Origin of the sequence: Rasiella sp. SM2506 (genome assembly GCF_050859505.1) — a bacterium.
In the GTDB taxonomy this organism is placed as follows: Bacteria; Bacteroidota; Bacteroidia; order Flavobacteriales; family Flavobacteriaceae; genus Marinirhabdus.
In genome coordinates, this window is record NZ_CP193934.1 from 1,973,027 (window position 1) to 1,996,247 (window position 23,221).

Annotated in this window: 29 protein-coding genes and 1 pseudogene; 15 read left to right on the plus strand and 15 right to left on the minus strand. The window is 34.1% G+C overall.

Annotated features, from left to right (window positions below; translation table 11 throughout):
• Positions 1–498 (plus strand): hypothetical protein, encoded by a 498-nt coding sequence (locus ACQ2HF_RS08980; protein ID WP_432410097.1) that lies wholly within the window; start codon positions 1–3, stop codon positions 496–498.
• Here the strand turns inward: ACQ2HF_RS08980 and ACQ2HF_RS08985 are convergent, their stop codons facing one another.
• Both ACQ2HF_RS08985 and ACQ2HF_RS08990 read right to left on the minus strand, forming a co-directional pair.
• Positions 499–1,254 carry a patatin-like phospholipase family protein gene (locus ACQ2HF_RS08985; protein ID WP_432410098.1) on the minus strand — a complete coding sequence of 252 codons (756 nt, stop codon included), beginning with the start codon at positions 1,252–1,254 and terminating at the stop codon, positions 499–501. It abuts the gene before it with no gap.
• A gap of 2 nt (positions 1,255–1,256) precedes the next feature.
• Positions 1,257–1,472 carry a hypothetical protein gene (locus ACQ2HF_RS08990; protein WP_432410099.1) on the minus strand — a complete coding sequence of 72 codons (216 nt, stop codon included), beginning with the start codon at positions 1,470–1,472 and terminating at the stop codon, positions 1,257–1,259.
• Positions 1,473–1,686: 214 nt separating this feature from the next.
• Here ACQ2HF_RS08990 and ACQ2HF_RS08995 point away from each other — a divergent pair, with 214 nt between their 5' ends.
• The gene (locus tag ACQ2HF_RS08995) at positions 1,687–3,417 is read left to right on the plus strand and encodes an APC family permease (protein ID WP_432410100.1); all 1,731 of its coding nucleotides are present in this window, start codon (positions 1,687–1,689) and stop codon (positions 3,415–3,417) included.
• Between the two features lie 38 nt (positions 3,418–3,455).
• Here ACQ2HF_RS08995 and ACQ2HF_RS09000 read toward each other — a convergent pair whose 3' ends face one another.
• From ACQ2HF_RS09000 to ACQ2HF_RS09035, 8 genes and pseudogenes are all read right to left on the minus strand, one after another.
• On the minus strand, positions 3,456–4,163 hold the full coding sequence (locus tag ACQ2HF_RS09000) for a DUF1003 domain-containing protein (RefSeq protein WP_432410101.1): 708 nt from the start codon (positions 4,161–4,163) through the stop codon (positions 3,456–3,458).
• 25 nt (positions 4,164–4,188) lie between these two features.
• Positions 4,189–4,611: an MgtC/SapB family protein gene (locus ACQ2HF_RS09005; RefSeq protein WP_432410102.1), complete on the minus strand. Its 423-nt coding sequence runs from the start codon at positions 4,609–4,611 to the stop codon at positions 4,189–4,191.
• 92 nt (positions 4,612–4,703) lie between these two features.
• The gene (gene trxA, locus ACQ2HF_RS09010) at positions 4,704–5,000 is read right to left on the minus strand and encodes a thioredoxin (RefSeq protein WP_432410103.1); all 297 of its coding nucleotides are present in this window, start codon (positions 4,998–5,000) and stop codon (positions 4,704–4,706) included.
• Positions 5,001–5,020: 20 nt separating this feature from the next.
• Positions 5,021–5,380 (minus strand): hypothetical protein, encoded by a 360-nt coding sequence (locus ACQ2HF_RS09015; protein WP_432410104.1) that lies wholly within the window; start codon positions 5,378–5,380, stop codon positions 5,021–5,023.
• Between the two features lie 24 nt (positions 5,381–5,404).
• Positions 5,405–6,343, minus strand: a complete 939-nt coding sequence (locus ACQ2HF_RS09020) for a DnaJ C-terminal domain-containing protein (protein WP_432410105.1) — start codon at positions 6,341–6,343, stop codon at positions 5,405–5,407.
• A gap of 14 nt (positions 6,344–6,357) precedes the next feature.
• Complete coding sequence (locus ACQ2HF_RS09025; protein ID WP_432410106.1) at positions 6,358–7,128, minus strand: sigma-70 family RNA polymerase sigma factor; 771 nt, start codon at positions 7,126–7,128, stop codon at positions 6,358–6,360.
• A 77-nt stretch (positions 7,129–7,205) separates the two neighbouring features.
• Positions 7,206–7,353, minus strand: a pseudogene (locus ACQ2HF_RS09030) (VIT1/CCC1 transporter family protein); the annotation flags it as partial.
• Between the two features lie 382 nt (positions 7,354–7,735).
• Positions 7,736–8,611: an OmpA/MotB family protein gene (locus ACQ2HF_RS09035; protein ID WP_432410107.1), complete on the minus strand. Its 876-nt coding sequence runs from the start codon at positions 8,609–8,611 to the stop codon at positions 7,736–7,738.
• 229 nt (positions 8,612–8,840) lie between these two features.
• Here ACQ2HF_RS09035 and ACQ2HF_RS09040 point away from each other — a divergent pair, with 229 nt between their 5' ends.
• The 9 genes from ACQ2HF_RS09040 to ACQ2HF_RS09080 all read left to right on the plus strand — a co-directional run bounded on the left by ACQ2HF_RS09040 (position 8,841) and on the right by ACQ2HF_RS09080 (position 16,540).
• Entirely contained in the window at positions 8,841–8,963 is a 123-nt protein-coding gene (locus ACQ2HF_RS09040) for a hypothetical protein (protein WP_432410108.1), read from the plus strand.
• A 147-nt stretch (positions 8,964–9,110) separates the two neighbouring features.
• Positions 9,111–10,250, plus strand: coding sequence for a sensor histidine kinase (locus tag ACQ2HF_RS09045; protein ID WP_432410109.1), 1,140 nt, complete (start codon positions 9,111–9,113; stop codon positions 10,248–10,250).
• 184 nt (positions 10,251–10,434) lie between these two features.
• Positions 10,435–11,280, plus strand: coding sequence for a universal stress protein (locus tag ACQ2HF_RS09050; protein WP_432410110.1), 846 nt, complete (start codon positions 10,435–10,437; stop codon positions 11,278–11,280).
• 16 nt (positions 11,281–11,296) lie between these two features.
• Complete coding sequence (locus ACQ2HF_RS09055; RefSeq protein WP_432410111.1) at positions 11,297–12,145, plus strand: universal stress protein; 849 nt, start codon at positions 11,297–11,299, stop codon at positions 12,143–12,145.
• A 14-nt stretch (positions 12,146–12,159) separates the two neighbouring features.
• Complete coding sequence (locus ACQ2HF_RS09060) at positions 12,160–13,008, plus strand: universal stress protein (protein WP_432410112.1); 849 nt, start codon at positions 12,160–12,162, stop codon at positions 13,006–13,008.
• 67 nt (positions 13,009–13,075) lie between these two features.
• On the plus strand, positions 13,076–13,927 hold the full coding sequence (locus ACQ2HF_RS09065) for a universal stress protein (protein WP_432410113.1): 852 nt from the start codon (positions 13,076–13,078) through the stop codon (positions 13,925–13,927).
• Positions 13,928–13,937: 10 nt separating this feature from the next.
• A complete protein-coding gene (locus ACQ2HF_RS09070; RefSeq protein WP_432410114.1) occupies positions 13,938–14,360 on the plus strand; it encodes a hypothetical protein in 423 nt (140 codons plus the stop codon).
• Positions 14,332–15,168 (plus strand): ATPase, encoded by an 837-nt coding sequence (locus tag ACQ2HF_RS09075; protein WP_432410115.1) that lies wholly within the window; start codon positions 14,332–14,334, stop codon positions 15,166–15,168. The genes ACQ2HF_RS09070 and ACQ2HF_RS09075 overlap by 29 nt, the downstream gene beginning before the upstream one ends.
• A 1-nt stretch (position 15,169) precedes the next feature.
• Positions 15,170–16,540 (plus strand): MBL fold metallo-hydrolase RNA specificity domain-containing protein, encoded by a 1,371-nt coding sequence (locus ACQ2HF_RS09080; protein WP_432410116.1) that lies wholly within the window; start codon positions 15,170–15,172, stop codon positions 16,538–16,540.
• On the opposite strand, the gene ACQ2HF_RS09085 is transcribed toward ACQ2HF_RS09080, so the two are convergent.
• On the minus strand, positions 16,537–17,289 hold the full coding sequence (locus tag ACQ2HF_RS09085) for a TIGR00730 family Rossman fold protein (RefSeq protein ID WP_432410117.1): 753 nt from the start codon (positions 17,287–17,289) through the stop codon (positions 16,537–16,539). The genes ACQ2HF_RS09080 and ACQ2HF_RS09085 overlap by 4 nt on opposite strands.
• A 270-nt stretch (positions 17,290–17,559) precedes the next feature.
• Here ACQ2HF_RS09085 and ACQ2HF_RS09090 point away from each other — a divergent pair, with 270 nt between their 5' ends.
• From ACQ2HF_RS09090 to ACQ2HF_RS09105, 4 genes are all read left to right on the plus strand, one after another.
• Positions 17,560–17,949 (plus strand): hypothetical protein, encoded by a 390-nt coding sequence (locus ACQ2HF_RS09090; protein ID WP_432410118.1) that lies wholly within the window; start codon positions 17,560–17,562, stop codon positions 17,947–17,949.
• A gap of 221 nt (positions 17,950–18,170) precedes the next feature.
• Positions 18,171–18,608: a hypothetical protein gene (locus tag ACQ2HF_RS09095; RefSeq protein ID WP_432410119.1), complete on the plus strand. Its 438-nt coding sequence runs from the start codon at positions 18,171–18,173 to the stop codon at positions 18,606–18,608.
• Positions 18,609–18,626: 18 nt separating this feature from the next.
• Complete coding sequence (locus ACQ2HF_RS09100) at positions 18,627–19,064, plus strand: hypothetical protein (RefSeq protein ID WP_432410120.1); 438 nt, start codon at positions 18,627–18,629, stop codon at positions 19,062–19,064.
• A 15-nt stretch (positions 19,065–19,079) separates the two neighbouring features.
• Positions 19,080–19,721 carry a hypothetical protein gene (locus tag ACQ2HF_RS09105; RefSeq protein ID WP_432410121.1) on the plus strand — a complete coding sequence of 214 codons (642 nt, stop codon included), beginning with the start codon at positions 19,080–19,082 and terminating at the stop codon, positions 19,719–19,721.
• A 392-nt stretch (positions 19,722–20,113) separates the two neighbouring features.
• On the opposite strand, the gene ACQ2HF_RS09110 is transcribed toward ACQ2HF_RS09105, so the two are convergent.
• From ACQ2HF_RS09110 to ACQ2HF_RS09125, 4 genes are read right to left on the minus strand one after another with little or no spacing between them, the layout of a single operon-like run.
• Positions 20,114–21,427 carry a DUF3570 domain-containing protein gene (locus ACQ2HF_RS09110; RefSeq protein WP_432410122.1) on the minus strand — a complete coding sequence of 438 codons (1,314 nt, stop codon included), beginning with the start codon at positions 21,425–21,427 and terminating at the stop codon, positions 20,114–20,116.
• Positions 21,428–21,440: 13 nt separating this feature from the next.
• Complete coding sequence (locus ACQ2HF_RS09115) at positions 21,441–21,653, minus strand: DUF4266 domain-containing protein (protein ID WP_432410123.1); 213 nt, start codon at positions 21,651–21,653, stop codon at positions 21,441–21,443.
• Positions 21,650–22,591, minus strand: a complete 942-nt coding sequence (locus ACQ2HF_RS09120; protein WP_432413073.1) for an FAD:protein FMN transferase — start codon at positions 22,589–22,591, stop codon at positions 21,650–21,652. The genes ACQ2HF_RS09115 and ACQ2HF_RS09120 overlap by 4 nt, the downstream gene beginning before the upstream one ends.
• A gap of 40 nt (positions 22,592–22,631) precedes the next feature.
• Entirely contained in the window at positions 22,632–23,072 is a 441-nt protein-coding gene (locus tag ACQ2HF_RS09125) for a thioredoxin family protein (protein WP_432410124.1), read from the minus strand.
• Positions 23,073–23,221: the final 149 nt, after the last annotated feature.

The following is a 23,221-nucleotide window of genomic DNA, read 5'->3' on the forward strand; positions in this document are numbered from 1 at the left end:
ATGAAAGTAGAACATCTTGAAGAACGTATTGCAACTTATAAGTCTTCTATTGAAACGGTTGTCACTAAGAAAACTGAATGGAACAAGCAAACAAAACCATTATTATTGAAAACGCTAAAGGCCATAGTCGTTAACTATGCAATTGGTTGGAAAGTTCAGGAACTTAACTGGATTCATAATAGTGAAGCTATTAATATTAGTTTTGAAGCCTTCCCTGAGGAACTAATAGATTGTACAAATCGTATACCAGCATTTCAATTTATTCCTGGAGGTGCATTAGTGTTCTCACAAACGTATAGTGGTGATGTGTATGTCTTTATAATGTTCCCCGAAGTAAATGGAATAACTTCTGATAATAATATGGTTGAAATTGGAACAATAACTCCTTCAGAAATCACAGAGAAGTTTATTGTCGAAAAAGTAGATGAGTTTTTAAAGGAAATGATTCAATGGGAAGTGCCTAACAAGAGATCAAAAGTTGGTTACAGTTCCTCTTAATTAAACAGGTACTTTTTCTAGTACCTCTATTGCTGCTTTATACCCAATCTCAAAAATAGCATCTATATTCTTAAGATTAAATATTCCGAATTTTTCAAGCTCATTTGGAGCAATCAAGATGTCCACTTCTTTGAACTTATTAATACATCGGCTATTGAAACTGATATCATACGCTCGGTTTGCAATTTGATATGAATGTTTCAATTGATTGGGGGTTATTTCTTCCAACGGATTTACATAAACACCAATAATGGAATCGCAACTATTTTTAAGTGGCTCTATGGGAAAATTGTTCAGTACACCACCGTCCACATAGGGAATTTTATTAATTAAGATAGGAGTGAACAAACCAGGAAATGCAGATGAAGCAAGAACAGGTTTGATAAGTTCCCCTTCAGAAAATATCATTTCGGTTCCCGTAACAAGATCGGTAGCAGTAATATAAAGTTGTTTTTTAAGACATCTAAAATCGTCTTCGCTAAAAAAAGGGGATAAATCACTGTAAAATTTACTCGTATCTATAAAACCAGGTTTGTTATACGCATAGCGCTTGTATTGAAATATGGGTACCTTTTTAAAAAATGCTAAAATAGCTGACCAAGAATGTCCGGCCGCATAAAGTGCTCCCACTATGGCCCCTGCACTTGTACCTGATAGATGGGTAATTTCAATTTGTTTCTCTTCAAGTGCTTTTAACGCGCCAATGTGAGCAACCCCACGAGCACCCCCTCCCGATAATACCAGACCAATGTTCATTTTTAAGAAGGATGTGTTACAGAAAGTTGTTGTAATAATTCTTCAATATCTGTAATATAATTTAACAGCGTTTGGTTGTCAATCTTCTTTTTTGTACCATATAAGTGCCCAAAAGGTTCTTCACCCATTAAATTATAAACTTCAGGATATTTGTCCTGTAGTTCAGACAGCACTTGATTGACCTTATTTATTGTAATTGGGTTTATAGTATGTATCATCGAACGTAATTTTACTAGCAAAGTAAAAGTATAATACCTCCGTTTGAAATGACATTGCTCAGTTTTATGGAAAAATGGCATCATTAATAATTAATTAGTTATATAAAATCTTCAAATAGTCGGAAGTGGGACTTACACAATAAAATATACTAATGAAATACTATCAATACTCACTCATTAAAAGTACCTTAGACTGCATTACTAAATTTTAAGAATGTCCAAGAAACTCAATCAACTGGAGGCTACTGCGATTTGCGGCAATGACATAAGTTCATCTTGCTTATATGTTTCGGCACTCGCTATCGTATATGCAGGGCAGTACGCGTGGATTTCTCTATTAATGGTTGGTGTTGTATTGTTCTTTTTTAGAAAAATTTATGGCGAGGTAGTAGGTGCATTACCGCTCAATGGAGGTGCTTATAATGCACTTCTAAATACTACAAAAAAATCTACAGCCTCTCTGGCGGCTGCTCTAACCGTATTGAGCTATATGGCCACTGCAGTAATTTCAGCAAGTGAGGCGGTAAAATATGCCTATAGTATCTGGCCGGTGTTTCCTATTATTCCTATGACCGTTGGTTTGCTTTTACTTTTTATGGGTGTAGTCATTCTGGGAATAGGTGAATCTTCAAAAGTTGCTATTGCCATTTTTCTATTTCATCTGCTTTCACTTAGCCTACTTTGCGGATTTTGTCTGGTATTTCTTTTTGAAAATGGAACTGAAACGCTATTCTCCAATTTTAGTACTCCCGTAAAAGGCGGTATTGTAACAGCATTATTCTTGGGATTTTCTGCTGCAATGCTCGGTATAAGTGGATTCGAAAGTTCGGCTAACTATGTAGAAGAGCAACAAAAGGGAGTATTTCCAAAAACATTGCGAAATATGTGGATTGTCGTTACAGTTTTCAACCCGCTTATTGCTTTTTTAGCACTTGCCATCATCCCTATGACTACGGTCGTGCAGAACCAAGATGCCCTACTTTCGGTAATGGGAAGAACCGCGAGTGGTAATTGGTTATCGCTCCTAATCGGTATAGATGCCGCATTGGTGTTAAGCGGTGCTGTGCTTACTTCATTTGTGGGTGTGGGCGGATTGATGAAGCGTATGGCGCTGGATAGAATTTTACCGAATACGCTGCTGAAACAAACCTTGAAAGGAAGTAACTATCCTATCTATATTTTATTTTTTGTGCTCTGTGTTTCTATTTTATTAGTTACAAGGGGAGACTTGGCGAAGCTGGCTGGAGTTTATACGATTGCATTTTTGTCTGTTATGACATTATTTGGAATTGGAAATTTATTGCTGAAAGTAAATCGCTCTCGCCTGCCAAGACCGGAGCGGTCAAGTTGGTTGGGTTTGTTTATTGGTATTTTTGCGGTGGCTTCAGCTATTGTGGGCAACGTAATTTTGAACCCAGGTTATTTGGCGATATTTATGGAATATTTAATTCCTACGCTTGGGGTGGTATTCTTTATGTTGTATCGAAAACAGATTTACAAATTGTTGTTATCGCTACTTGATTATATTTCGCCCGAGAAAGGCACCTTGTTTTTTAAGCTGAATGTAGCAGTAAAGAAATCTTTAACGAAGCTAAATAACCAACAATTTATTTATTTTACCAATCACGACGAAGTAGCCACACTTAATAAAGTTCTACGTTATATTACCGAAAATGAAGCGACACGAAAGGTGAAAATTGTTTCGGTACTCGATTTTGATGAAGCGGTTGCTAGTAATCTCAAAAAAGATATTGAAACCTTAGATAGGGCATATCCATCTATTACAGTTGATTTTATCATAGAACCCGGCGTTTTTGGCCCCGATAAAATAAAGGAACTTTCCAAACGCTGGAAAATCCCTATTAATTTTATGTTTATTGCTTCGCCTGGCAACAAATTCCCTTATAAAATTCAAGAATTAGGAGAGGTTCGACTTATCATATAGTATTTTTTGAGCTATACTGTTACAAGTAATTCCTTATTTTAACTTTTTGCCGCTTTAATTTGTTTCATTATATCTTCCATCATCTCTACCTGCACATGCTGAATATCCAATAATTCCTGTTGTTGGTTTATGATGAGGTGATCCAGTTTTTCGTGTAAGGTTCTTATTTCGAGTTCTGCCTTTAAGTTAATCATATAATCTTGTTTACCGCGTTCTCTGTCCTTCTCCTCTTGCCTGTTCTGGCTCATCATAATTACTGGTGCCTGCAATGCTGCGAGACAAGACAGTATGAGGTTCAATAATATAAACGGATAAGGATCAAAACTCTTATTTGCTAAAAAAATGATGTTTAGGCTAATCCAGACAAATATGATGATGGCAAATAGAATAATGAATTTCCAGCTACCACCAAACGTGGCTACGTTATCAGCCAAACGTTGGCCATAGCTACTTGAAAACTCTTCTTTGTCAGATACGATATTGGATGTAATTAATTCTTGTCTTTCAATGCTTTGTAACACTTCCAACTCTAATTGAGATAAATCTCCCGCTTCTTTTAGAAGATAGCTTTCTAAGTATTTTTGTCTGTATCTATTCAATTCTGAAATTGAAATCATACTTTTTTTTGAAAGGGAAGGATGTTCGTTTTTGATAAAAGTAAAGATGGATGCTCTTATTGATTTACCCAAAATCATTTCAGATTTTGGGAATTCTTTCTTAGAGATGACGCTTTTAAATGTTTCCATATTGCAAAACTTTTTTGTCTTATTTCTACTTTCTATTTTTTAACCAATTATCCAAAGGTTCTAAAGCTGTATTAACAATAACTACCAAAGCTGTACATACTAATGTTTCAATATAAAACCCTGAAGCAGCTACACAACCTATAGCAGCACTACACCAAATAGTAGCTGCACTTGTTAGGCCGTGCACATTGACACCTTCTCGAAAAATAATCCCAGCTCCCAAAAATCCAACACCGGTAACCACTTGTGCTATAATTCTAGTCACATCAATTGATTTGTCCAGTTCAAAATATTTAATAGATAGTAGTACAAAAATTGCGGCTCCGGTAGAAACTAACATATTTGTTCTAAGTCCCGCGGATTTGTGGTGCCATTGTCGTTCAAAACCTATACATAGACCTGACAACAATGCAGTTGCGAGTCTTAGTATAAAATCTATTGTTTCCATAGCTTTTCTTAGTTAAAATTAGGATTGCCATTTTCTAAGTAGTAGTGGGTTTTAATTTTGCATAATCTATATACGTATGGAGATTGGTCACTTTACTTTGAATTAATGATAGCTATAATTTCATTTTTTTGAAGTACACCAGACTGCCGCCACACTTGTTTTCCTTTTTTAAATAATAACATTGTGGGTACTCCGCGAACTTGATATTGACTCGCAAAGGCCTGATTTTTATCTACATCAATTTTTACAATTTTAATACTATCGCCCAGTTGGTCTTTTACCTGTTTTAGAATGGGAGCCAACGCTTTACAAGGGCCGCACCATTCAGCAAAAAAATCTACTAGTACGGGTGTTTCAGAATTAATAATGCTTTGAAAATTATTCTTCATCTTGATTCGTTGTTAAAAAATTAATAATTTACGTTAAAAAACTCCTTTAAAACAAGTATTTGAAAATCTCCCACAACCGATAGATTTGTATTTGCGTTCATCAAAACCAATCCATATCCCAATTGAGAAAGTTTACAATCCTTTATAATTTCCCTATTCAGAGCACTATAGACCGGCATAAAATGTTTGCTTGTATCAATTTTTGAAGCATTTGCTATGGCAACAGCCATTTGTACCGCCTCGGAAATTTGATTGGGTGACAACCCTTTATTTAAAAGTTCACTTGCTAAAAACTTCATTTGTGAGCTATAATAGAAATTCTTAAAATTATTAATAGCATCTGCCTCAATAGGTCTTCTGGTATATATAGTAAGTTCCATCGTATTGGCTTTTTAGTAGTTTATTTAAACTTCTGTTGAAGTTTGCTTTTCTCTTAATCCTTTTAATTTTTCAAATAATTCTTCCTCCTCTTTAGTAATGTTTTTTGGTAAATTCACATTGAGTGTCACTAATAAATCTCCATATTGTGAGGGGCTACTATACAATGGCATCCCCTTACTTTTCAGCCTTAGTATTTTTCCTGTTTCACTTTCTTTGGGCACCGTAACTTTTAAGTTTCCGGTAAGTGTTGGGACAATTATTTTACCACCTAAAATGGCAGTATAGATATCTATTTGGGCAGTATAGAGCAGGTTGTTTTCCTTTCTCTGGAATCGAGCATCCTGTTGTACATTTAAAATAATATGCAAGTCACCTCTCCTTGCACCGTTTATACCTGGTTGCCCTTTTCCTTTAATTTTTAATTGTTGTCCATGATACGATCCTGGTTTTATGCTGATTCTTAAATTGTCATTATTAATTTTAAAGGTGCGGGTACTTCCTTGATAGGCTTCCAAAAGAGTTATGGGCATTTCAGCTTGAATATCACCTCCAACGTAGTTAGCCTGTTGTCCACGAGCTGACTGCCTATTGTTATTGAAAAAAGTTTCGAAAAAGCTTGAAAAATCTTCTCCTGCATTCTGCTGACCGTAAAATCCCGATGGGTTACCTTGATAGGAGCCCCTATTTTGCTCACGTGGATTGGTATAGTCACGCGAGTCATCACCTGTATGTTGATAGGCCTCCCAATTGGAACCTAAAGCGTCGTACTTTTCACGTTTCTTGGTGTCGCTCAGGACACTATTTGCCTCATTAATTTCCTTGAATCTTTCTTCGGCGCCTTTGTTATCTGGATTTTTATCGGGATGGTGTTGAGCAGCAAGTTTTCTATACGCTTTTTTAATGTCTTTAACTGAAGCTTCCTTACTAACTCCTAATATTTTATAATAATCCTTGTAGTTCATAGATAAAACCTCTTTTAATCGATAGAGTATCTATTTAACAAACTAACTTTGAGTGAATTTCTGGCATCATCTAAAAATTGTTTTGCTTCTGAAACAGTTATATTTCTTATTGTTGCAATTTCTGCTATAGTAAGATGCTGTTTTGTATATAACTCAAATACATTACGTATAGACGACGATAGATTATGAAGTACTGTCTGGATATGTTTATCTACTTGTTCTTGGTGTAAGGTCTTGTCTATTTTTTTTATGAGTTCACTTTCAGTATTTTCTATAAAAACATCATTTACTTTGTAAGTACCCTTATAGTAAGAAATATCATCCAGCTCTTCCTTCATAATAAGATCTCCATCACTTTCGGCTGTAAAATTTTCTTCCATTTGATCCCATTCCTTTTTTGAATAGTCATCTATATTCTCATAGAATAGATCGTCAAATGTTTCTTCGGTAATTGCGTCATCAAGTAGCTCGTTGATTTTTTTATAGAGCCATACCAGAAACTCATCTTCATTGGAGAAATTTTCAATATGATCATAAGTTTCAATAAATAACTGATCTATAAAATCATTGGGAGCATACTTGTTCTTCGGAAAATGGTTTTTCTTTATTGCAGTTTTAATTCTTCTGATGAGATATCTCCGAATGTCAGGTACTATTTCCAAAAGTAATTTGTTGAATTCAATTCTATTTTCTTCCGTCTTAAGTTTAATGAGGTTAGGGAGTGTTTGCTCTATAGAGATACGAAGTTGTCGATGAATCTCATAATAGGTAGTCTGATTTTCCATAGTTTTATATTTTTGTTTAAATAAGTATATAAGAATGCAAATGAATAAGTTGTGATAAAATGACCAGTGTTGCTAAAATCGCTTGCCGAAGCAACACCTATCGCAATACTTGCCGTTGTTAAAATGCCATCATTGGCTCCAATAACCGCAGTTCTATACCAATTACTTCTCTGGATGTAATGGTTGTCTAAAATAGTTATCTAATTCCTCTGATTTTCCCTCAATTTATCGATGTCTTTTATGCAGCGCATCACACTATCATTTTACAGAAGAAGCGGATTTAATTTATATTTTCTAAGCACTGATAATAAGCGCTCCAATGGGGTTTCAACTGAAAAAGCACCTTTGAATAAAGGGCAGATTGCTCAAGCCAATTGACATATTAATTTATGGAATAAACATATCTTCGGTAAGGTAGTTTTACTATGAAATATATCCTCACCATACTTGTCTCACTTTAAAAAAGAAATTAAGTTATAAATCAAATTTCTGCATTGACTTCCAAAGCAATTTTAAGTAGTTTTACATTTATAAAGATCAGCTAATCAGCTAATCATCTTAACTAACTTGCTAGACTTAAGAAGAATTATTTCAATAAAGATTTTCTTTATTCTGGAACGTTATTGGGATTCAACAGATCGTAAAACTGATTGAGTTTAGGTAAAATAACGATTCTAGTTCTTCGGTTAATCGACCTTCCTTCAGTAGTTTCATTAGTACTCAAAGTATTGTATTCACCTCTACCAGCAGCTATTAGTTTATTTGGGTTAACATTATATTGAGTCTGTAAAACCCTGACTACAGAGGTAGCTCGCTTTACACTCAGGTCCCAGTTATCCTCTATGCAAGCGGTTTTTATAGGAACATTATCTGTATACCCTTCAACCATAACATCTATATCTGCTCTTTTCTCAATGATAAGGGCAATTTTGGCGAGAACTTCGTGGGCTCTGGAAGTTAAGTTAGAACTTCCGCTTTGGTATAACATTTTATCTGAAAGATTAATAAAAACAACTGTTTTGTCTACTTTTATCTCAATATCCTCATCTGCGAGACCATCTTTAAGTACACTTTTTAAATTAACAGCCAATGCCAGGTTTATTGAGTCGGCTTTAGATCGTGCTGCATTTAAATATTGAATGTAAGTATCCTTTTTTTCCAACTGCGAGAGTGTTTCCTTAATATTATCGTTAGCAGTTTTAGAAAGAACGGTAAGATCACCTACTTGCGTGAATTGTTGATCACGAATTGCTTTGGCATCACTAAGCTGTGTTTTTAAATTATTCAATTGTTCCTCCCGCAATCGCATCGTGCTTTCAAAACGAGTAGTTTCATTTGCTAAAGTTCTATTGCATTTTTCGGCTTCCTTTGTTACCTTTTGAAGATTGCTTTGCGATTCCATATATTTTTTATTAGGTACACAAGAGGTAAGCAACAACCCTGTTATGAACAGTAACGTAAATGTCGTGTTAGATATATTCATTTTCAATTATTTTAATTTGGGTAAATGTATTTTAAGGGTTTATAAGTAACTATGATATATATCAGTTGCCTTAATGGAAGAGTTTAACAATTGCATGGAATGGATATGTTAGCCTTTTTAAGCTTGTAATGTTAAAAACCGTGTATGATAAATGTCATAGTTTATGATTTTTTATCAAACTACCTTTATTTCAGTCAGTACAATAACGTACTACTTAAATCAAAAAATTATGGACGACAAGAAAAAAGCTCAAGATCAAAACAAAAATCAAACTACTGGTCAAAAACATTCTTCAGATGATAAAAAGAAGATGGAGGACAAAAAGAAGCAGGACCAGAAAAAGCAAAAATAAAAATGGGGTAACCTCGCATCAATAGATGCGGAACTGTTGCAAAACAAGTTTACTAAAATTTTTATTTTTAAGGGACAGTCTTGAAAACGCTGTCCTTTTTTATTTGTTTTTTTTTTAAAGTTCAATTCAAGCAAAACCAAATCAACCATGAGTAAACTAGCAAAAATCCTTCAAGAGAATATTTCAGAGATTATGGAGCTTTGGCAAAACCAAGTGATACAAGATGTTCCTGCGGCAAAAAACACCAACGCCATTGCATTATTTGACCATTTGCCAAATATTATATTAGACATCGCTTCTATTATGGAACGTTGTCATTCTGTGACTGATTTGAATGTAGATAAAAGTTATTTAGCTATTCTCGATAATAGTGTACAACACGGCAAACATAGAGCGTCTATTGTAAATTATAATGTTGAACAAGTGGTGCACGAGTATATAATTTTTCATAGAGTTTTAAGTAAATATATAGCAACACACGACGGATATAAGAAAAAAAAGACAGAACTATTAAAGTACATTATTGAGACTGCGATATTAAAATGTATTGGTTCATTTTCACTTGCCCTTCAACAAATGCAAGAAAAAATTATTGGAACCATTGCCCACGATATACGCAATCCACTTTCAGCAGCACAGTTGGCCTTAGAAGTTGTGCAAGAGGATCTCAACGGCAAGTGGACAAACAAAATGCTCGGGGCCGCACAGCGTAGTGTGAGAAAAGCGCTCCATTTAATTGAGGAATTAATGAACGGCATAAAGATTAAAGCGGGTGAAGGAATGATGTTCAATTTTGAGAACATAAATTTAATAGAAGAATTAAAATTGGTTCAAACCGAAAGTAAAGAGTTTTATACCAATGAAATTAATTTAGAATACGACACCAAAAAAATAGAAGGTGTTTTTGATGCTACTGCTATAAAAAGGTTACTTGAAAACCTTATAAGTAATGCCGTAAAATATGGTTTTGCTAAGCAACCAATTACTATTTCAGTAAAAAATGAAGAAGATGCTGTTGAAATAAAGGTGCATAATCACGGTACCCCAATTCCTGCCGATAAGCAAGACCAGATTTTTGATTTTATGGGTAGCGTTCAAAAAGAAGAAGAAGTGGTTTCAGGTAGTTGGGGAATGGGTTTAACGCTCACACAAATTGTAGCCGAGGCTCATGGCGGCGACATTAACCTTGTAAGTGATGAAAAAACGGGTACCACATTTATAGTTAATTTGATAAAACAATTTAACGAACCAGGAAAACGACGAATGAAAATAAACTTTGCCGCTTAAATGAAGTTGTCAGGAAATCACTTTTCTATTAATTAGCTTTTTTTCTTTGAACCTGACTGCCGGCTGGCAGTGAATTTTAAGAAAATGTTTTTTGTGGCTACTGATATTTATCATTTTTTGAAAGATCACATCATTCTACATTTGACTACATAAACAAAGGTACCCGCCTACGCGGGCAATAGATATGAGAAAAATAGTAATCCCTACCGACTTTTCTGAAACTTCAATAAATGCGATTGAATATGCCTTGGAGCTTTTTAAATATGAAAAATGCGAATTCATTATAATGAACGCCTTTGCAGATGAAGTGTACGAGAATACTATGGAAATGTGTAAGGAAGATTTTGAAGAATTTAAAGATGCTTATCAGAGAAACGTCGATAAAACCTTACAGAAAGAAATAGCCACAATGCTGGGAAGGTCACCCAATCCAAAACATACCTATACGTATGAAGCACGTTTTGGAACGTTGGTAGATGAAACAAACCATATTGTTGATAGAGACAATATAGATATAGTAATAATGGGCACTAAGGGTGGTACCAATGATAACAACATCACTTTTGGGAGTAACACCTTGCAAGTGATAAAATATGTGCAATGTCCAGTTTTAGCTGTGCCTGTTAGTTATCACGGTGCAACGCCAAAGAATATACTTTTCCCTACAGATTATATGCTTCCTTTTAAACGCAGAGAGCTTAAACTACTTAGTACACTTGCTAAGGGTTTTGTAGCTACTATACATATGTTGTTTATAACAGAATTTAACGGCTTGTCACACAGGCAACAAAATAACAAATCGTATGTGCATAGTTGTTTTGAAGATAATGAGACATCCTTTTTAAAGACACCAGGAAAAGACATTACAAAAGGCGTAAACAAAGTACTTCGGGAAAACGACTTTGATATGTTGGTGATGGTAAATCAAAGACATTCTTACCTTGAAAATATATTGTATCGTTCTACTATTGAAAAAATAGGAATAGAAATAAACATCCCTTTCTTGGTTTTGCAAAACCTGTATCGATAATCCTAAACTTATACCTATGAAACGTATTTTATTACCCACAGATTTTTCGGAGAATGCCTACAACGCTATAAAATATGCCGTTCAGTTATTACAGGATGAAGTTTGCGAATTCTATTTGCTCCACACCTATACACCAGTTATAATGAGTGCAGGAAGTATGCTGGACAGTTATTCAGCTTTGACTTATCAGAAAGTAGCACAAGAAAATGCCAAAAAAAACCTTGATAAAATTGAAGCAGAAATAGGTAAAAAATTCCCTAATAAAAACCATAATTATACAGCTATTTTATCATTCAATACGCTAATTGCAGAAATGAAAAGTGTTGTTGAAGAACATACCATTGATTATGTCATTATGGGAACACAAGGTGCAACAGGTGCAAAGGAGGTGTTTCTAGGGACACATACAATGTACGCAATTAAGAAATTAAAATGCCCAGTATTGGCAGTACCGGCGAATTTTGATTACGAGCCTCCTAAAGAAATTTTATTCGCAACAGATTATAAGCTTGACAAAAATAACAAATATCTCTTTATGCTTAGAGATTTATGCGATGCACACCATTCAAGGCTACATATATTAAATTCATACTACGGAACACCCTTAACAGAGTCGCAATTGGAAAATAAAGCGTTTTTGGATGCTTACTTTATTGATAATGCGCACCTATTTCATATTGCTGAAGGAACCGACGTATTGGGCGCCGTAGAACAATTTCAAATAAAAGCAAAGATCAATTTTATGGTGATGATCCATAATAATCACAACTTTTTGGAAAATATACTTTTTAGACCTGTGATTAATCAAGTGGTGTATCACACCAATGTTCCCTTCTTGGTAATTCCTTCCGTAAAAACACAATAAATTTTTCTACTACGATGAAAACGATACTTATACCGACAGATTTTTCGAACAACGCGTATTGCGCACTGTATTACGCAACACAGTTATTTGCTGAAGAAAAATGCACTTTCATTATTGTACATTCTTTCGAAAATCAAGTTACCAATCTAACCAGTAGAATTGATATTGGCAAAACGGAAGCCGTCGTTGATGAGCTATACAACACCTGCGAATCTAATTGCGACGAGGTAAAACACAAAATTATTCTTGATACAAATAATAATAAGCACTGTTACAAGACTATTGCTACCTCATTGTCATTATCAAGGGCAATCAACAAATTAATAGCAAAAGAACAAGTAGATTTTGTTGTGATGGGAAGCAAAGGAAGTACGGGAGCAAGCGATATTTTAGTGGGAAGCAATACGCTAGCGATGATACGGAAAATTAAGAAAAAACCGTTGCTTGTAGTACCTCAAGAATTTGATTTTAAGCCTATAAAGAAAATCGCTTTTGCCACGGGTTTTAAGAGAGCTTATACTAAAAATGAATTACAACCATTATTGGACATTTCATCAATAAGCAATACAGGTATTAAAGTGATACACGTTCATAAAAATAAAAAAAAATCCGATCTCCAGCGCGCCAATTCCCATCAGTTATTTAAGCTCTTGGAAAAAGGAAACCCCAAAAATAATTGGTTGCCAGGGGAAACCGATACCTATGATGCTATTACTTCTTTTCTTAAAAAAGAACAAATCGACCTACTAGCAATGATCTACTATAAACATAATGCAATTGTAAGATTGTTTCGGGAAGCGACGGTAAAAGATATTGCGAAGTACACGGGTATCCCTTTTTTGATAATGCCCACACTAGACTGATAAATATCATAGTTAGCTTACCATTAGCACGCTACTTTTATCAATAGTATCCTTAATAGAAATCAAGATGAGAAAAAAGATATTATTACCAACAGACTTTTCCAAAAATGCATGGAATGCACTGAGATATGCCAGTGAATTATATAAAAATGAAGAAGTGGATTTTTACCTTCTAAATGCTTTTATGGTTCAAAATTACTCCCTCGATACTATGATGGTTGCAGAACCTGGTGAGAAATATTATGAGCAAGTTAAATCAAGATCTGAACTTGAATTACAAAAACTACTGAAAAGGATTGAAATTCTCAAGATTCCTAATAACCATAACTACTTTACCAAGTCTGTTCTCAATTCACCTTTAGAGGCCGTAAAGAAATTTGTTGAGGATAAAGACATTGATTTGGTCATTTCCAGTAACAAAGGCGAGACCGATGCTATTGATGTACTCATAGGAAGCAACAGTATCGATTTTATGGAAAAGGTGCGCAATTGCCCTGTATTTATGATACCTGCGGAAGCGTCATTTAAAGAACCCAACGAAATTGTCTTTCCCACAAGTTTCAAAACGCATTTTAAGCGCAGAGAGCTTGTTCATTTATATGAAATAGCCAGAATTACCAATGCACCCATTCGTGTGCTTCACGTAAGCCAAGAAAAAGAACTTTCCAAAGAGCAAAAAGAAAAAAAGGCTCTTTTGGAAGAATGCTTCGATGGTCTTACGTACACCTTTCATTTTTTGGAAAACGCAGAAGTTCAAACAGGATTAAATCTTTTTACTCAAATTAGAAACAGTGAGATGATTGCATTCATCAATAAAAAACACACCTTTTTTAGTTCCATATTTTCAAATCCAATGGTTAAAGACTTAGGTCAAAACGCTACTGTTCCCCTATTGGCTTTGCACGATTTACGAAATTAAACTATCGATTATGAAAAAAATAGGGCTGTGGATACAAAATAAAAAAGCTATTGTTGTAATAATTAAAAATGCAAAAATTAATATTCATCAAGTTAATGACAAAAGCAGAGAACTTCCTAAAATAACACACCCATTTGTTTTTAGAAATAGTCATAAAATAATACCTCAAAACATAAACATTTGTTTACAACCAAGAGTAGTTCATTTTGCGCATATAATAAATTACCTCTCTGGAGCAAAGCGTATTTTAATTGTAGGTCCTGACGATACCTCTGAGTTCTTTTACAAGCATTTGAGAAAAACCAATAAGAGTATTTGTGATAGCGTATGCAATGTCAAGCATATGGATCATATGCCTGACCCTAAAATTGCAAATTATTTTATAAACTTTTTTAGTATTAAAAATGAAAAAGGAGAGCCATCAAGTTATTAAATCCACAGGTGAAAAGGCAGACTTTTCTATAGCAAAGCTACGAGGTAGTCTTTTTAAGAGTGGTGCCGATGAACTCACTGTTGATAGTATTATCAATGTCGTGCGCGATGAACTATATCAGGGCATTTCAACTAAAGAGATATACAACAGGGCATTTGCCCTATTGAAAAACAGTAAATCCATCTATGCTTCAAAATACAAACTAAAAAGGGCCATTTATGAGTTAGGTCCTACGGGTTTTCCTTTCGAAAATTTTATCGGTGCGTTGATGGAATATTCTGGCTATCAGGTAGAAGTCGGGAAAATTATGCAAGGCAAATGTGTCTCGCACGAAGTAGACGTAGTTGCCTCGAAAAACGAACAGCACATTGTAGCAGAATGTAAATTTCACAGCGAAAAAACAACTACCTGCAATGTAAAAGTCCCGTTGTATATCCATTCAAGATATCAAGATATTATTGCTCAGTACAAAAATACTCCTAAATGTCCTAACGAAGGATGGGTAGTTACCAATACAAGATTTACGACAGATGCTATTACTTTCGGAAAATGTGCCGGACTCTATTTATTAAGTTGGGATTATCCCGAAAATAATGGACTAAAAGACCGTATTGATAGATTGGGATTGTACCCCATCACTGCTTCTACCTTACTGACCAATCGGGAAAAACAATTTTTATTGAGCAGAGAAATTGTTCTTTGTCGCCAATTGGAAAAAGATGTTTTTTATTTGGATCATTTAGGAATTTCTGAAATAAGAAAAGCAAAAATACTTGCCGAAATTTCAATGCTTTCTAACACCAACTAATATGAATACTATTAAAATACATTTTCTAGGAGCTTCGGAAACCGTAACAGGTTCCAAATTCTTATTGGAAACGCCCGAGCAAAATATTCTTATCGACTGCGGAATGTTTCAGGGTTTAAAAGAACTTCGAGAACAAAACTGGAAAGATTTCGCTTTTGACGTTACTAAAATTGATACAGTATTGCTAACTCACGGTCACTTGGACCACACAGGCTATTTGCCAAGATTTGTAAAGCAGGGATTTAAAGGAAAAATAATTGGTACTGCACCAACATTGGAGATCACCAAAATAATACTATTGGATAGCGCTAAAATTAATGAAGAAGATGCCGAAAGAGCCAACGAGGAAAACTATAGCAAGCATCATCCCGCATTACCATTTTATACAATGGAAGATGCAGAGCAAACGATAAAAATGTTCGCTCCAGCCGAAAAAGATACTTGGCATTCCCTTTCAGAACATATAAAATACCGTTTTAAGTATAATGGTCATATTATAGGCGCTACTTTTATCGAACTGGAATTATATGGGAAAACATTTGTTTTTTCAGGGGATATTGGCAGAGTTGAGGATGTATTGTTATTTCCGCCAGAGAAACCTCAGTTCGCAGACTATCTTTTTGTGGAAAGTACTTACGGTCATAAACTTCATCCAAAAGAAAGCGTATCAGAAAAGCTCATTGGGCTCATCAAAGAAACCGTACATAACCAAGGAACACTAATTATTCCTACATTTGCTGTGGAACGTTTACAAATGCTAATGTATTTACTTTGGAAACTAAATAGTGAAGACCTAATACCAAATATTCAAATTTTTATTGACAGCCCAATGGGAAATAAAGTATTGGGAGTGTTTGAAAGATTTGCCAGTTGGCATAAAATTCCACCCGCAGAATTTAGTGCTATGAAACACCGTATGAATATTATTACTTCATACAAAGAAACCTGGGAAACCATAGATGACCCCAGGCCAAAAATAGTGATTGCTGGTAGTGGTATGGTTACTGGGGGCAGAGTATTGACGTATCTTAAGCAATTGATTGATGAAACTTCTACGACTGTTTTATTGGTAGGGTATCAGGCGGAAGGCACGCGTGGTCGTCAGTTACTAGAAGGAGCTCACGAATTAAAATTCTTTGGGAAATATTATCCTGTTAAGGCTAAAGTTGACCATATGGAGAGTTTATCTGCACATGCAGACCAAGCTGGTATTATAGATTGGCTAAGTGAAATAAAAAATATTCCTAAAAATACTTTTTTAATTCACGGTGAGCCTACTGCACAAGATGTCCTGCGCGTAAAACTAAAAGACACATATGGCTGGAACGTTTCAATCCCGAAACTATATGCTATTGAAGAGATTTTAATTTAATATTTTCTTCGATTTTCACCATACCACCATTTTGGTTGATATTTTTCTTTTACTAAACCAAATTTTTTAATGGCGTGCTCTTTTATGTGTTCTATTACTTCTTCAGTAGAGTCGGTGACAAAAAGTAGTTTCATTTCTTCAGGGCTAATACTTTCATTTTCTGTCATCAATTGAATGTGTTGATATAATTCTTTATGGTAAACAGAATCAAAAATAACAATGGGAAAATTTTGTATCATTTTGGTCTGTATTAAAGTTATAGCTTCAAAAAGTTCATCCAAAGTGCCCATACCTCCCGGCATCACCACAAAGGCATAAGAATATTTTATCATTAAAAATTTTCGAACAAAAAAATAAGGAATATTGATCCACTTATGGAGGTAAGGGTTAGGTTTTTGTTCAAAAGGGAGAATAATATTTACACCTACAGAATAACCTCCTGCTTCAAAAGCACCTTTATTGGCAGCCTCCATAATTCCTGGTCCACCGCCCGTCATAATCGTAAAACCTAAGCGTGATAGTGCGGCACCAATTTTTTGGGCGTTCTTATAGTGTTCGGAATCCCTCTTGAAACGTGCAGACCCAAAAATAGTAACACAGGGACCTATAAAGTGCATTCTTCTGAAGGCCTTAATAAAATTGTATTGCACTTTTAAAGTGAAAACAAATTCCTTTAACCTTGAACGAGACCCTTGTAGAAAACGTGATTCGCTTTTTTGTAAGTGAAATTTAGTGTGTTGGGTTTCCATTTTATTATTTCATTGCATTGACTAAAATCATCTTTATTTCTCCTCAAAATTAAAGGAGATTGCCCTTTCATTAAATGACAATTGTCATTTTTTAAATTAGTCTTCTACTATATCTTAGAATTTTAATCACAATTTAAAGACGTTACTGTTTTTCAACAATCCGATTCATGAATTGCTAAAAAGTTAGATACTGCACTTTTAGAAATAGAGTCCAAAAATCTAACTATCAAAGTTTAGTAACGTTGAAATGAACCGTTAAAATCTATTACTATGAAAAAAGAGACCACAGAAAGCGATTTGCATTCACGTGCCTTAGTCTGGAAAACTATCTCACAGGAGACACAAGAACTACTGCAACGCATTGAGAAAATATTACATATAGCCAAGCTAAATTTAGATGCATTGGACACAGAGGAAGCTTTAGAAGGATTTTCTAATACTGCTAAACATTATTCTGAAAGAAATGAACGCTTGCAGCAACGAATAACTCATTTTGAAGACAAACTTTCTGTTATGAATGAATGTGATACTTCAGAATGTGATTTGGAATTTTCTGATGAGGTAGAAGCTATTTCAATGGAGGTGGAAAAAGGCAAAAACGGTTCATCAATACTCGCTTCCGAAATTAGCTCTTACACCGATTGTAAACTTTCAGATTAAAATTCTGTAAACTGATTAATATCATTTTTAAACCTTCAATAGAACACTACATTTACTTTGTAATTTCATAAAAATTCTCAACAATTATCCACTTTAATTTGATCTCAAATTGCTATTTAACTGACCAAAAAATGATTGAGATCACATAATATTATTATGAAAAGGCAGGGGGTGTTATTAAGGAGATGTCCGTTGCCTTTTTTTATTTAAGCTGAAATAAAATGAATACACATTTAGAATATATTGAATGGCGCGACCCAAAGGGACTGCACGAGGATACAAGACAATCCATATCAGATCTTACCTTTTTAAAAGATGAGCTTCAGTTTTTAAAGAATCTTGTAGCGGAACACACTTTGAAACTTATCTACGAAATAAGGTATATAGACAGTAAAGCAATTTTCAAACAGTTGACAGACCATACAAAACAAATTGAAAAATTGCTTAAAGAATTAAAAGAGCATAGTAATAATCTTGAAATTGTATTGGATGATGATGAAGAAAATGTTCTTGGAGAAATAAGGGAATATAAAAACGAACACTATAGGTTAATTATATCCGAAATGAATTTTCACTCAGATGTAAAGAAGACGAAAAGAGCGATTTTTCAAATTCTTTCTGAAATAAACAAAAAAGGCAAACAAAAGAAGTTGTCGTAACATTTAATGCTCGAAACAATGAAGAATATAACCTATAAAATAGTACAGTGGAGCACTCCGGAAGAATTGCACGAAGAGTGTATGGACTGGTTATCTCAATTAGAATTTATTAAAGATGAACAACGGTTTTTAGACGAGCTCATTACCAAATATACAATCCCTTTAATTTCGCTGGAAGGTGACGATACTTCGCTGCCTATTGTGGTAAAATTGTTAAAAGATGAAACAGCGTTACATCTTTTAATTACCCGCGTTCAGAGCCATAATAATACTTTTGAAAAAATTTTAGAAACTCATATTGATAAACGGGAAAAAGAAGGATATAAAGAAACGCATTATCACAATAAAATAGCTGTATTCAAATACATAAGAGAATATCAAAAAATGAAGTCAACGCTGTTTAAAAAGATTAAAGAAATAATGAAAAAGGAACATCATAAAAAAACATCAAATTAATTAATAATACTACCTATGAAAAATTATATCACATTTAGTATCATTATAATCTTCTCCTCCCTGTTGTTTGGGTGCGGTTCTACAAAACTTACCCAACAATACAAAAATCCTGACACAAATAATTTTCAGGCAAATAAGGTGCTGATAGTGGGGATTACAGCAGATAAAGATTTGAGAAGAGCTTATGAAAAGGAAGTGGTTGAATCACTAGAAAAAGAAGACGTGATCGCTGTAAAAAGCATCGTTTTTTTTGAGCAATCCTTCACCGATAACAAACAATCGTTACAGCAACTTAATGAAATTGAGAATAGATTACTAGAAGCTGGTTTTGATGCTATTTTGTTCACTAAAATTACAGGCAACGAAAGTAGAATGACCGTTGTGGATTCCTACCGTAATTTTGCAAAAAATTACCAAAGCTACTCGGATTATTATTATGGCAATCAAAATCTCTATTTCAAACAAGAGCAGGAGCGCTATCAAGTCTATACCACAGAAACCTCACTATACTGTATTTGTCCCGGAAAAGAGAGAGAATTGTTATGGCGCGGAGAAATTGAAGTAGTTGATGCCGACAAGGTAAACCGAAACATCAATAGTTATATCAATATTCTCTTTGATACCCTTAAAGAAAACACGCTGTTATTAATCGATTAAGCGAGAGCTTTTTATATATAATTTTACTTAGGTAAAAATTACGGTCTTGTGTATGAAAAGTAGCGTATAAATAAATGCTAAATTATCGGACTTAGCACGAGCCGTCCCGACCGTTCGGGATTAATTTTTATGTTTATTTTTCTTTTCTAAATATCCAAAATTAAAAATTTGGAGTACTTGGTAAATATACAAAAACCTCTCGGAAATCATTAATTAGCTATGTATTATCCCGAAGCTTCGGGACGTTGTTGTGCATAGTGCTTTTTGCATTCAGATTGGTTTTCCGATGTTTATTATTTAGTTTTGAATTGAGCATTGGCTAAGACATACTCTTTTGCAATTTATGATGTTTCGTTGGTTTTAGCGCTGGCTTAAAACAACTTAAACGTTCATTAATCCATTACAAACTTAAAGCCTGCTGTAATAATACTAGAACTAAACGATGTATCTCTATCGTACTGATAAAATTTTAAGTCAATACTTTTTAGACCTAGTTTCCAAATATGTGCTTTTGCGAAAATATCTGTGTACGACACTCCGAAACCAATTTGGTTCGCAGAATATTCGGAAAGGTCATAATCAGAAGTATAAAACTCATCGGTAGATAAAGCACCTTCGTAAACATTAAAATAATCGGCTGCTGTTTGGTTATAAAACCTATAAGATGGATATAAAGTAAATTTATCTGTTATTTTCATAGGTACTTCAATACTTGCAGTATGTGAAGAAATTCCCCAATCATCAAAATAATAGCGATAGAATGTTCTTACTGTAAATGTTTCATTTAAATACCAATTTAAACGTCCACCAACAGCTACTTTAAATCTTGAATCTGGTAAATGCTCAACTGCATCTGCAAGTTGAAAATTATCTATAAATGTATCTGCTACATCACTAAAATACACTCTTTGAAATGGTGTAGATAATAAACCTTGTTGTTGCACAAAATCTAATGATAACAAACCTTGTACATTCTTATGAAGAATTTGAGAGAACCCGAAGCCTAAAGAATAAGAATTTCGTCCTTCATCTTTAAATTCACTAAATATAGGATTGTAATTTGTGTTGCCTGTAATTGTGTTTTGCGTAAACAAACTATTACTTAAACCATTGCCGTTCTCTCCAAACGGTCTTAATTCGGTTGGGTAAATGGCATTCCAAGTATCGATATAAACATTTGCATTTACACTTAATTCTGTGTTCTTTTCGTTAAATAATTTTGTGTAGCTACCTCCAACACCAGCTGAAAAATAATCGTATTCTGATGAAATAGATATTTTTGCAGACCAAATATCATTTCTGTCGTCAGAGCTATGACTATAACTTCCTGTTACATTTGCCCAAAGGTCGCTACTTGATGCGCCAGAAGATGCTTGAAATGGATCTGCTGGTCCATCATCAAAAGGCCCAACGTTACTTGAAGATGCTGATGTGTATGCAGAAACTCCTGCGTCAATTGTTAATACGTCATCATCATTTAAAGGTATTGAAACCACAAAAGTTCCTGTAATATCTGTTAACTCTTCTGTACCTATTCCGCCACTTACCGCAGCATTATCACCAACTTGAGAATAATAACTTGTTAGAAAATCTACTTCGGTAGTTTCTAATACACGTTTTTTATATACTTTGGTTGAGTCTTGCCCTGTTTGCGAAAATGATTTAGCAAAAGCAATTACGCAGAATACCAAAATGAGATTTTTCAAATTTCTTGTTTTATTAGTTACAGCCACAGCCTCCACCAGTTTTTCCTCCATTTGCTCCTACAGCTGCTTCACGATATGAATGCATAGTGGAAACATTTCGGTCAGCTTTCTTATCTGCCAATGCCATATCTGGGTCATTTATATTTACTTTTTCGTATTCTTTAACCACAACACAACTACTAAAGCAAATAGTTATTAATGCGGCACATATAAATTTTTTGATCATAATTTATCTATATCTATATTCTTTGATTTCGTAATATTTCCTTTATCATCTATGATAATACATTCTATTTTTGGTAATTGATTAATGCGGTCTAAACCAGCTTCTTTTCCCATAACAAATACTGAAGTTGCTAGTGCATCTGCCAATTCTGCTTTAGGTGCAAAAACCGTTACACTTATGATTCCAGTAGAAGGATATCCAGTTCTTGGATCAATAATATGTGTGTATCGTTTACCATTAAAATTTACATACTTTTCATAATTTCCAGAAGTAACTACAGCTCCATTTGTAATAGGTAGTAATGCAAAAACTTTATTTTTATCCATCGGGTTTGTAATAGCAACTTTCCATTCATTCCCATTTGGTTGTTTTCCCCAAGTATTCATATCTCCAGAAGCATTTATAATTCCTGAACTTACACCTTTTGAAATAAGAAGGGTTTTTGCTTTATCGGCTGAATAACCTTTTCCAATAGCACCAAAACCTATTTTCATTCCTTTTAATTTAAGAAATACGGTACTATTTTTATTGTCTAAAATAATGTTTTGATAGCCAACTTTTTCTACAGAAGCAATTATTTCTTCTTTTGAAGGCATTTTGGTCATACTTCCGTCAAACTTCCAGATTTTGTCCATTGAAGCATAGCTAATGTCAAAAGCACCATCGGTCAATTTTGAAATGTCTATTGCTCTTTCAATTAAATCAAACAATTCTTTGTCAACTTTCACCGGTTTAATTCCTGCATTGCGATTAATTTCTGATGTTTGGGAATTATCATCCCAAGATGAAATTAATTTTTCAATTCTTGATATTTCTGCGACTGCAGTATCAATATATTTGTTTGCTTGTATAGAATCGTTTGCTACAACCGTAATGTCAAATCGGCTACCCATTAGTTTGAGTGTTCTCTTATAAGTCTGTTGTGCTGTACAACCCATTATTGAGAATAAAAATATTAAAGTGATAAGATGTTTCAAATTACTTTGTAAAAACGTTTAATTCTTTAATAAAATTTTCTGGTGTCGTTTTTTTGTAACTACTTTCTCCTAATACTTTACCTTTAGAATCTAAAACTACAACAAAAGGGAAATATCCTTGTTTATTGTATTTTTCGGCAAGTAGTGCGTTCGCTTTTGTTTGTAGCTCGGATAGTGCATTGTTCTTTTTTCTCGGAAAATCTGCTTTTAGCATTACATAATTTTCGTTAGCATATTTTTTAAAAGCCTCTGTACTCCAAATTTCTTTGTCAAGTTTAATACAAGGCGCACACCAGTCTGAACCTTGAAATACTAGTATTATAGGCTTATTTTCTTTGGATGCAATTTCTTTTGCAACGTTGATATCTTTTTGCCATTCTTGAGCCAACGTAGTGCTTACGCCTACAAACATTACTAGTAATGCCACAATCATTTTTTTCATTCTTATTTATAGTTAATATTCATAAGTTTATAGTCAACAATTAGACCAATACCTATCAAGGAATACATTATTTTTTGTTGTTAAAATAGCTTATTATATATTGTCAAATATTAAATTCAAGTTGAGTGATTGCAAAAAAAAGCTGTTTG

What these genes read in the sequence shown, in the direction of transcription:
- ACQ2HF_RS08995 (WP_432410100.1), top strand. Translation starts at nt 1,687, where the DNA reads ATGTCCAAGAAACTCAATCAACTGGAGGCTACTGCGATTTGCGGCAAT.
- ACQ2HF_RS08985 (WP_432410098.1), bottom strand. Translation starts at nt 1,254, where the DNA reads ATGAACATTGGTCTGGTATTATCGGGAGGGGGTGCTCGTGGGGTTGCT.
- ACQ2HF_RS09075 (WP_432410115.1), top strand. Translation starts at nt 14,332, where the DNA reads ATGAAAAAGGAGAGCCATCAAGTTATTAAATCCACAGGTGAAAAGGCA.
- ACQ2HF_RS09080 (WP_432410116.1), top strand. Translation starts at nt 15,170, where the DNA reads ATGAATACTATTAAAATACATTTTCTAGGAGCTTCGGAAACCGTAACA.
- ACQ2HF_RS09035 (WP_432410107.1), bottom strand. Translation starts at nt 8,611, where the DNA reads ATGAATATATCTAACACGACATTTACGTTACTGTTCATAACAGGGTTG.
- ACQ2HF_RS09095 (WP_432410119.1), top strand. Translation starts at nt 18,171, where the DNA reads ATGAATACACATTTAGAATATATTGAATGGCGCGACCCAAAGGGACTG.
- ACQ2HF_RS09120 (WP_432413073.1), bottom strand. Translation starts at nt 22,591, where the DNA reads ATGGGTTGTACAGCACAACAGACTTATAAGAGAACACTCAAACTAATG.
- ACQ2HF_RS08990 (WP_432410099.1), bottom strand. Translation starts at nt 1,472, where the DNA reads ATGATACATACTATAAACCCAATTACAATAAATAAGGTCAATCAAGTG.
- ACQ2HF_RS09045 (WP_432410109.1), top strand. Translation starts at nt 9,111, where the DNA reads ATGAGTAAACTAGCAAAAATCCTTCAAGAGAATATTTCAGAGATTATG.
- ACQ2HF_RS09025 (WP_432410106.1), bottom strand. Translation starts at nt 7,128, where the DNA reads ATGGAAAATCAGACTACCTATTATGAGATTCATCGACAACTTCGTATC.
- ACQ2HF_RS09070 (WP_432410114.1), top strand. Translation starts at nt 13,938, where the DNA reads ATGAAAAAAATAGGGCTGTGGATACAAAATAAAAAAGCTATTGTTGTA.
- ACQ2HF_RS09040 (WP_432410108.1), top strand. Translation starts at nt 8,841, where the DNA reads ATGGACGACAAGAAAAAAGCTCAAGATCAAAACAAAAATCAAACTACT.
- ACQ2HF_RS09105 (WP_432410121.1), top strand. Translation starts at nt 19,080, where the DNA reads ATGAAAAATTATATCACATTTAGTATCATTATAATCTTCTCCTCCCTG.
- ACQ2HF_RS09060 (WP_432410112.1), top strand. Translation starts at nt 12,160, where the DNA reads ATGAAAACGATACTTATACCGACAGATTTTTCGAACAACGCGTATTGC.
- ACQ2HF_RS09050 (WP_432410110.1), top strand. Translation starts at nt 10,435, where the DNA reads ATGAGAAAAATAGTAATCCCTACCGACTTTTCTGAAACTTCAATAAAT.
- ACQ2HF_RS09085 (WP_432410117.1), bottom strand. Translation starts at nt 17,289, where the DNA reads ATGGAAACCCAACACACTAAATTTCACTTACAAAAAAGCGAATCACGT.
- ACQ2HF_RS09005 (WP_432410102.1), bottom strand. Translation starts at nt 4,611, where the DNA reads ATGGAAACAATAGATTTTATACTAAGACTCGCAACTGCATTGTTGTCA.
- ACQ2HF_RS09065 (WP_432410113.1), top strand. Translation starts at nt 13,076, where the DNA reads ATGAGAAAAAAGATATTATTACCAACAGACTTTTCCAAAAATGCATGG.
- ACQ2HF_RS09100 (WP_432410120.1), top strand. Translation starts at nt 18,627, where the DNA reads ATGAAGAATATAACCTATAAAATAGTACAGTGGAGCACTCCGGAAGAA.
- ACQ2HF_RS09000 (WP_432410101.1), bottom strand. Translation starts at nt 4,163, where the DNA reads ATGGAAACATTTAAAAGCGTCATCTCTAAGAAAGAATTCCCAAAATCT.
- ACQ2HF_RS09090 (WP_432410118.1), top strand. Translation starts at nt 17,560, where the DNA reads ATGAAAAAAGAGACCACAGAAAGCGATTTGCATTCACGTGCCTTAGTC.
- ACQ2HF_RS09055 (WP_432410111.1), top strand. Translation starts at nt 11,297, where the DNA reads ATGAAACGTATTTTATTACCCACAGATTTTTCGGAGAATGCCTACAAC.
- ACQ2HF_RS09015 (WP_432410104.1), bottom strand. Translation starts at nt 5,380, where the DNA reads ATGGAACTTACTATATATACCAGAAGACCTATTGAGGCAGATGCTATT.
- ACQ2HF_RS09020 (WP_432410105.1), bottom strand. Translation starts at nt 6,343, where the DNA reads ATGAACTACAAGGATTATTATAAAATATTAGGAGTTAGTAAGGAAGCT.
- trxA (WP_432410103.1), bottom strand. Translation starts at nt 5,000, where the DNA reads ATGAAGAATAATTTTCAAAGCATTATTAATTCTGAAACACCCGTACTA.
- ACQ2HF_RS09125 (WP_432410124.1), bottom strand. Translation starts at nt 23,072, where the DNA reads ATGAAAAAAATGATTGTGGCATTACTAGTAATGTTTGTAGGCGTAAGC.
- ACQ2HF_RS08980 (WP_432410097.1), top strand. Translation starts at nt 1, where the DNA reads ATGAAAGTAGAACATCTTGAAGAACGTATTGCAACTTATAAGTCTTCT.
- ACQ2HF_RS09115 (WP_432410123.1), bottom strand. Translation starts at nt 21,653, where the DNA reads ATGATCAAAAAATTTATATGTGCCGCATTAATAACTATTTGCTTTAGT.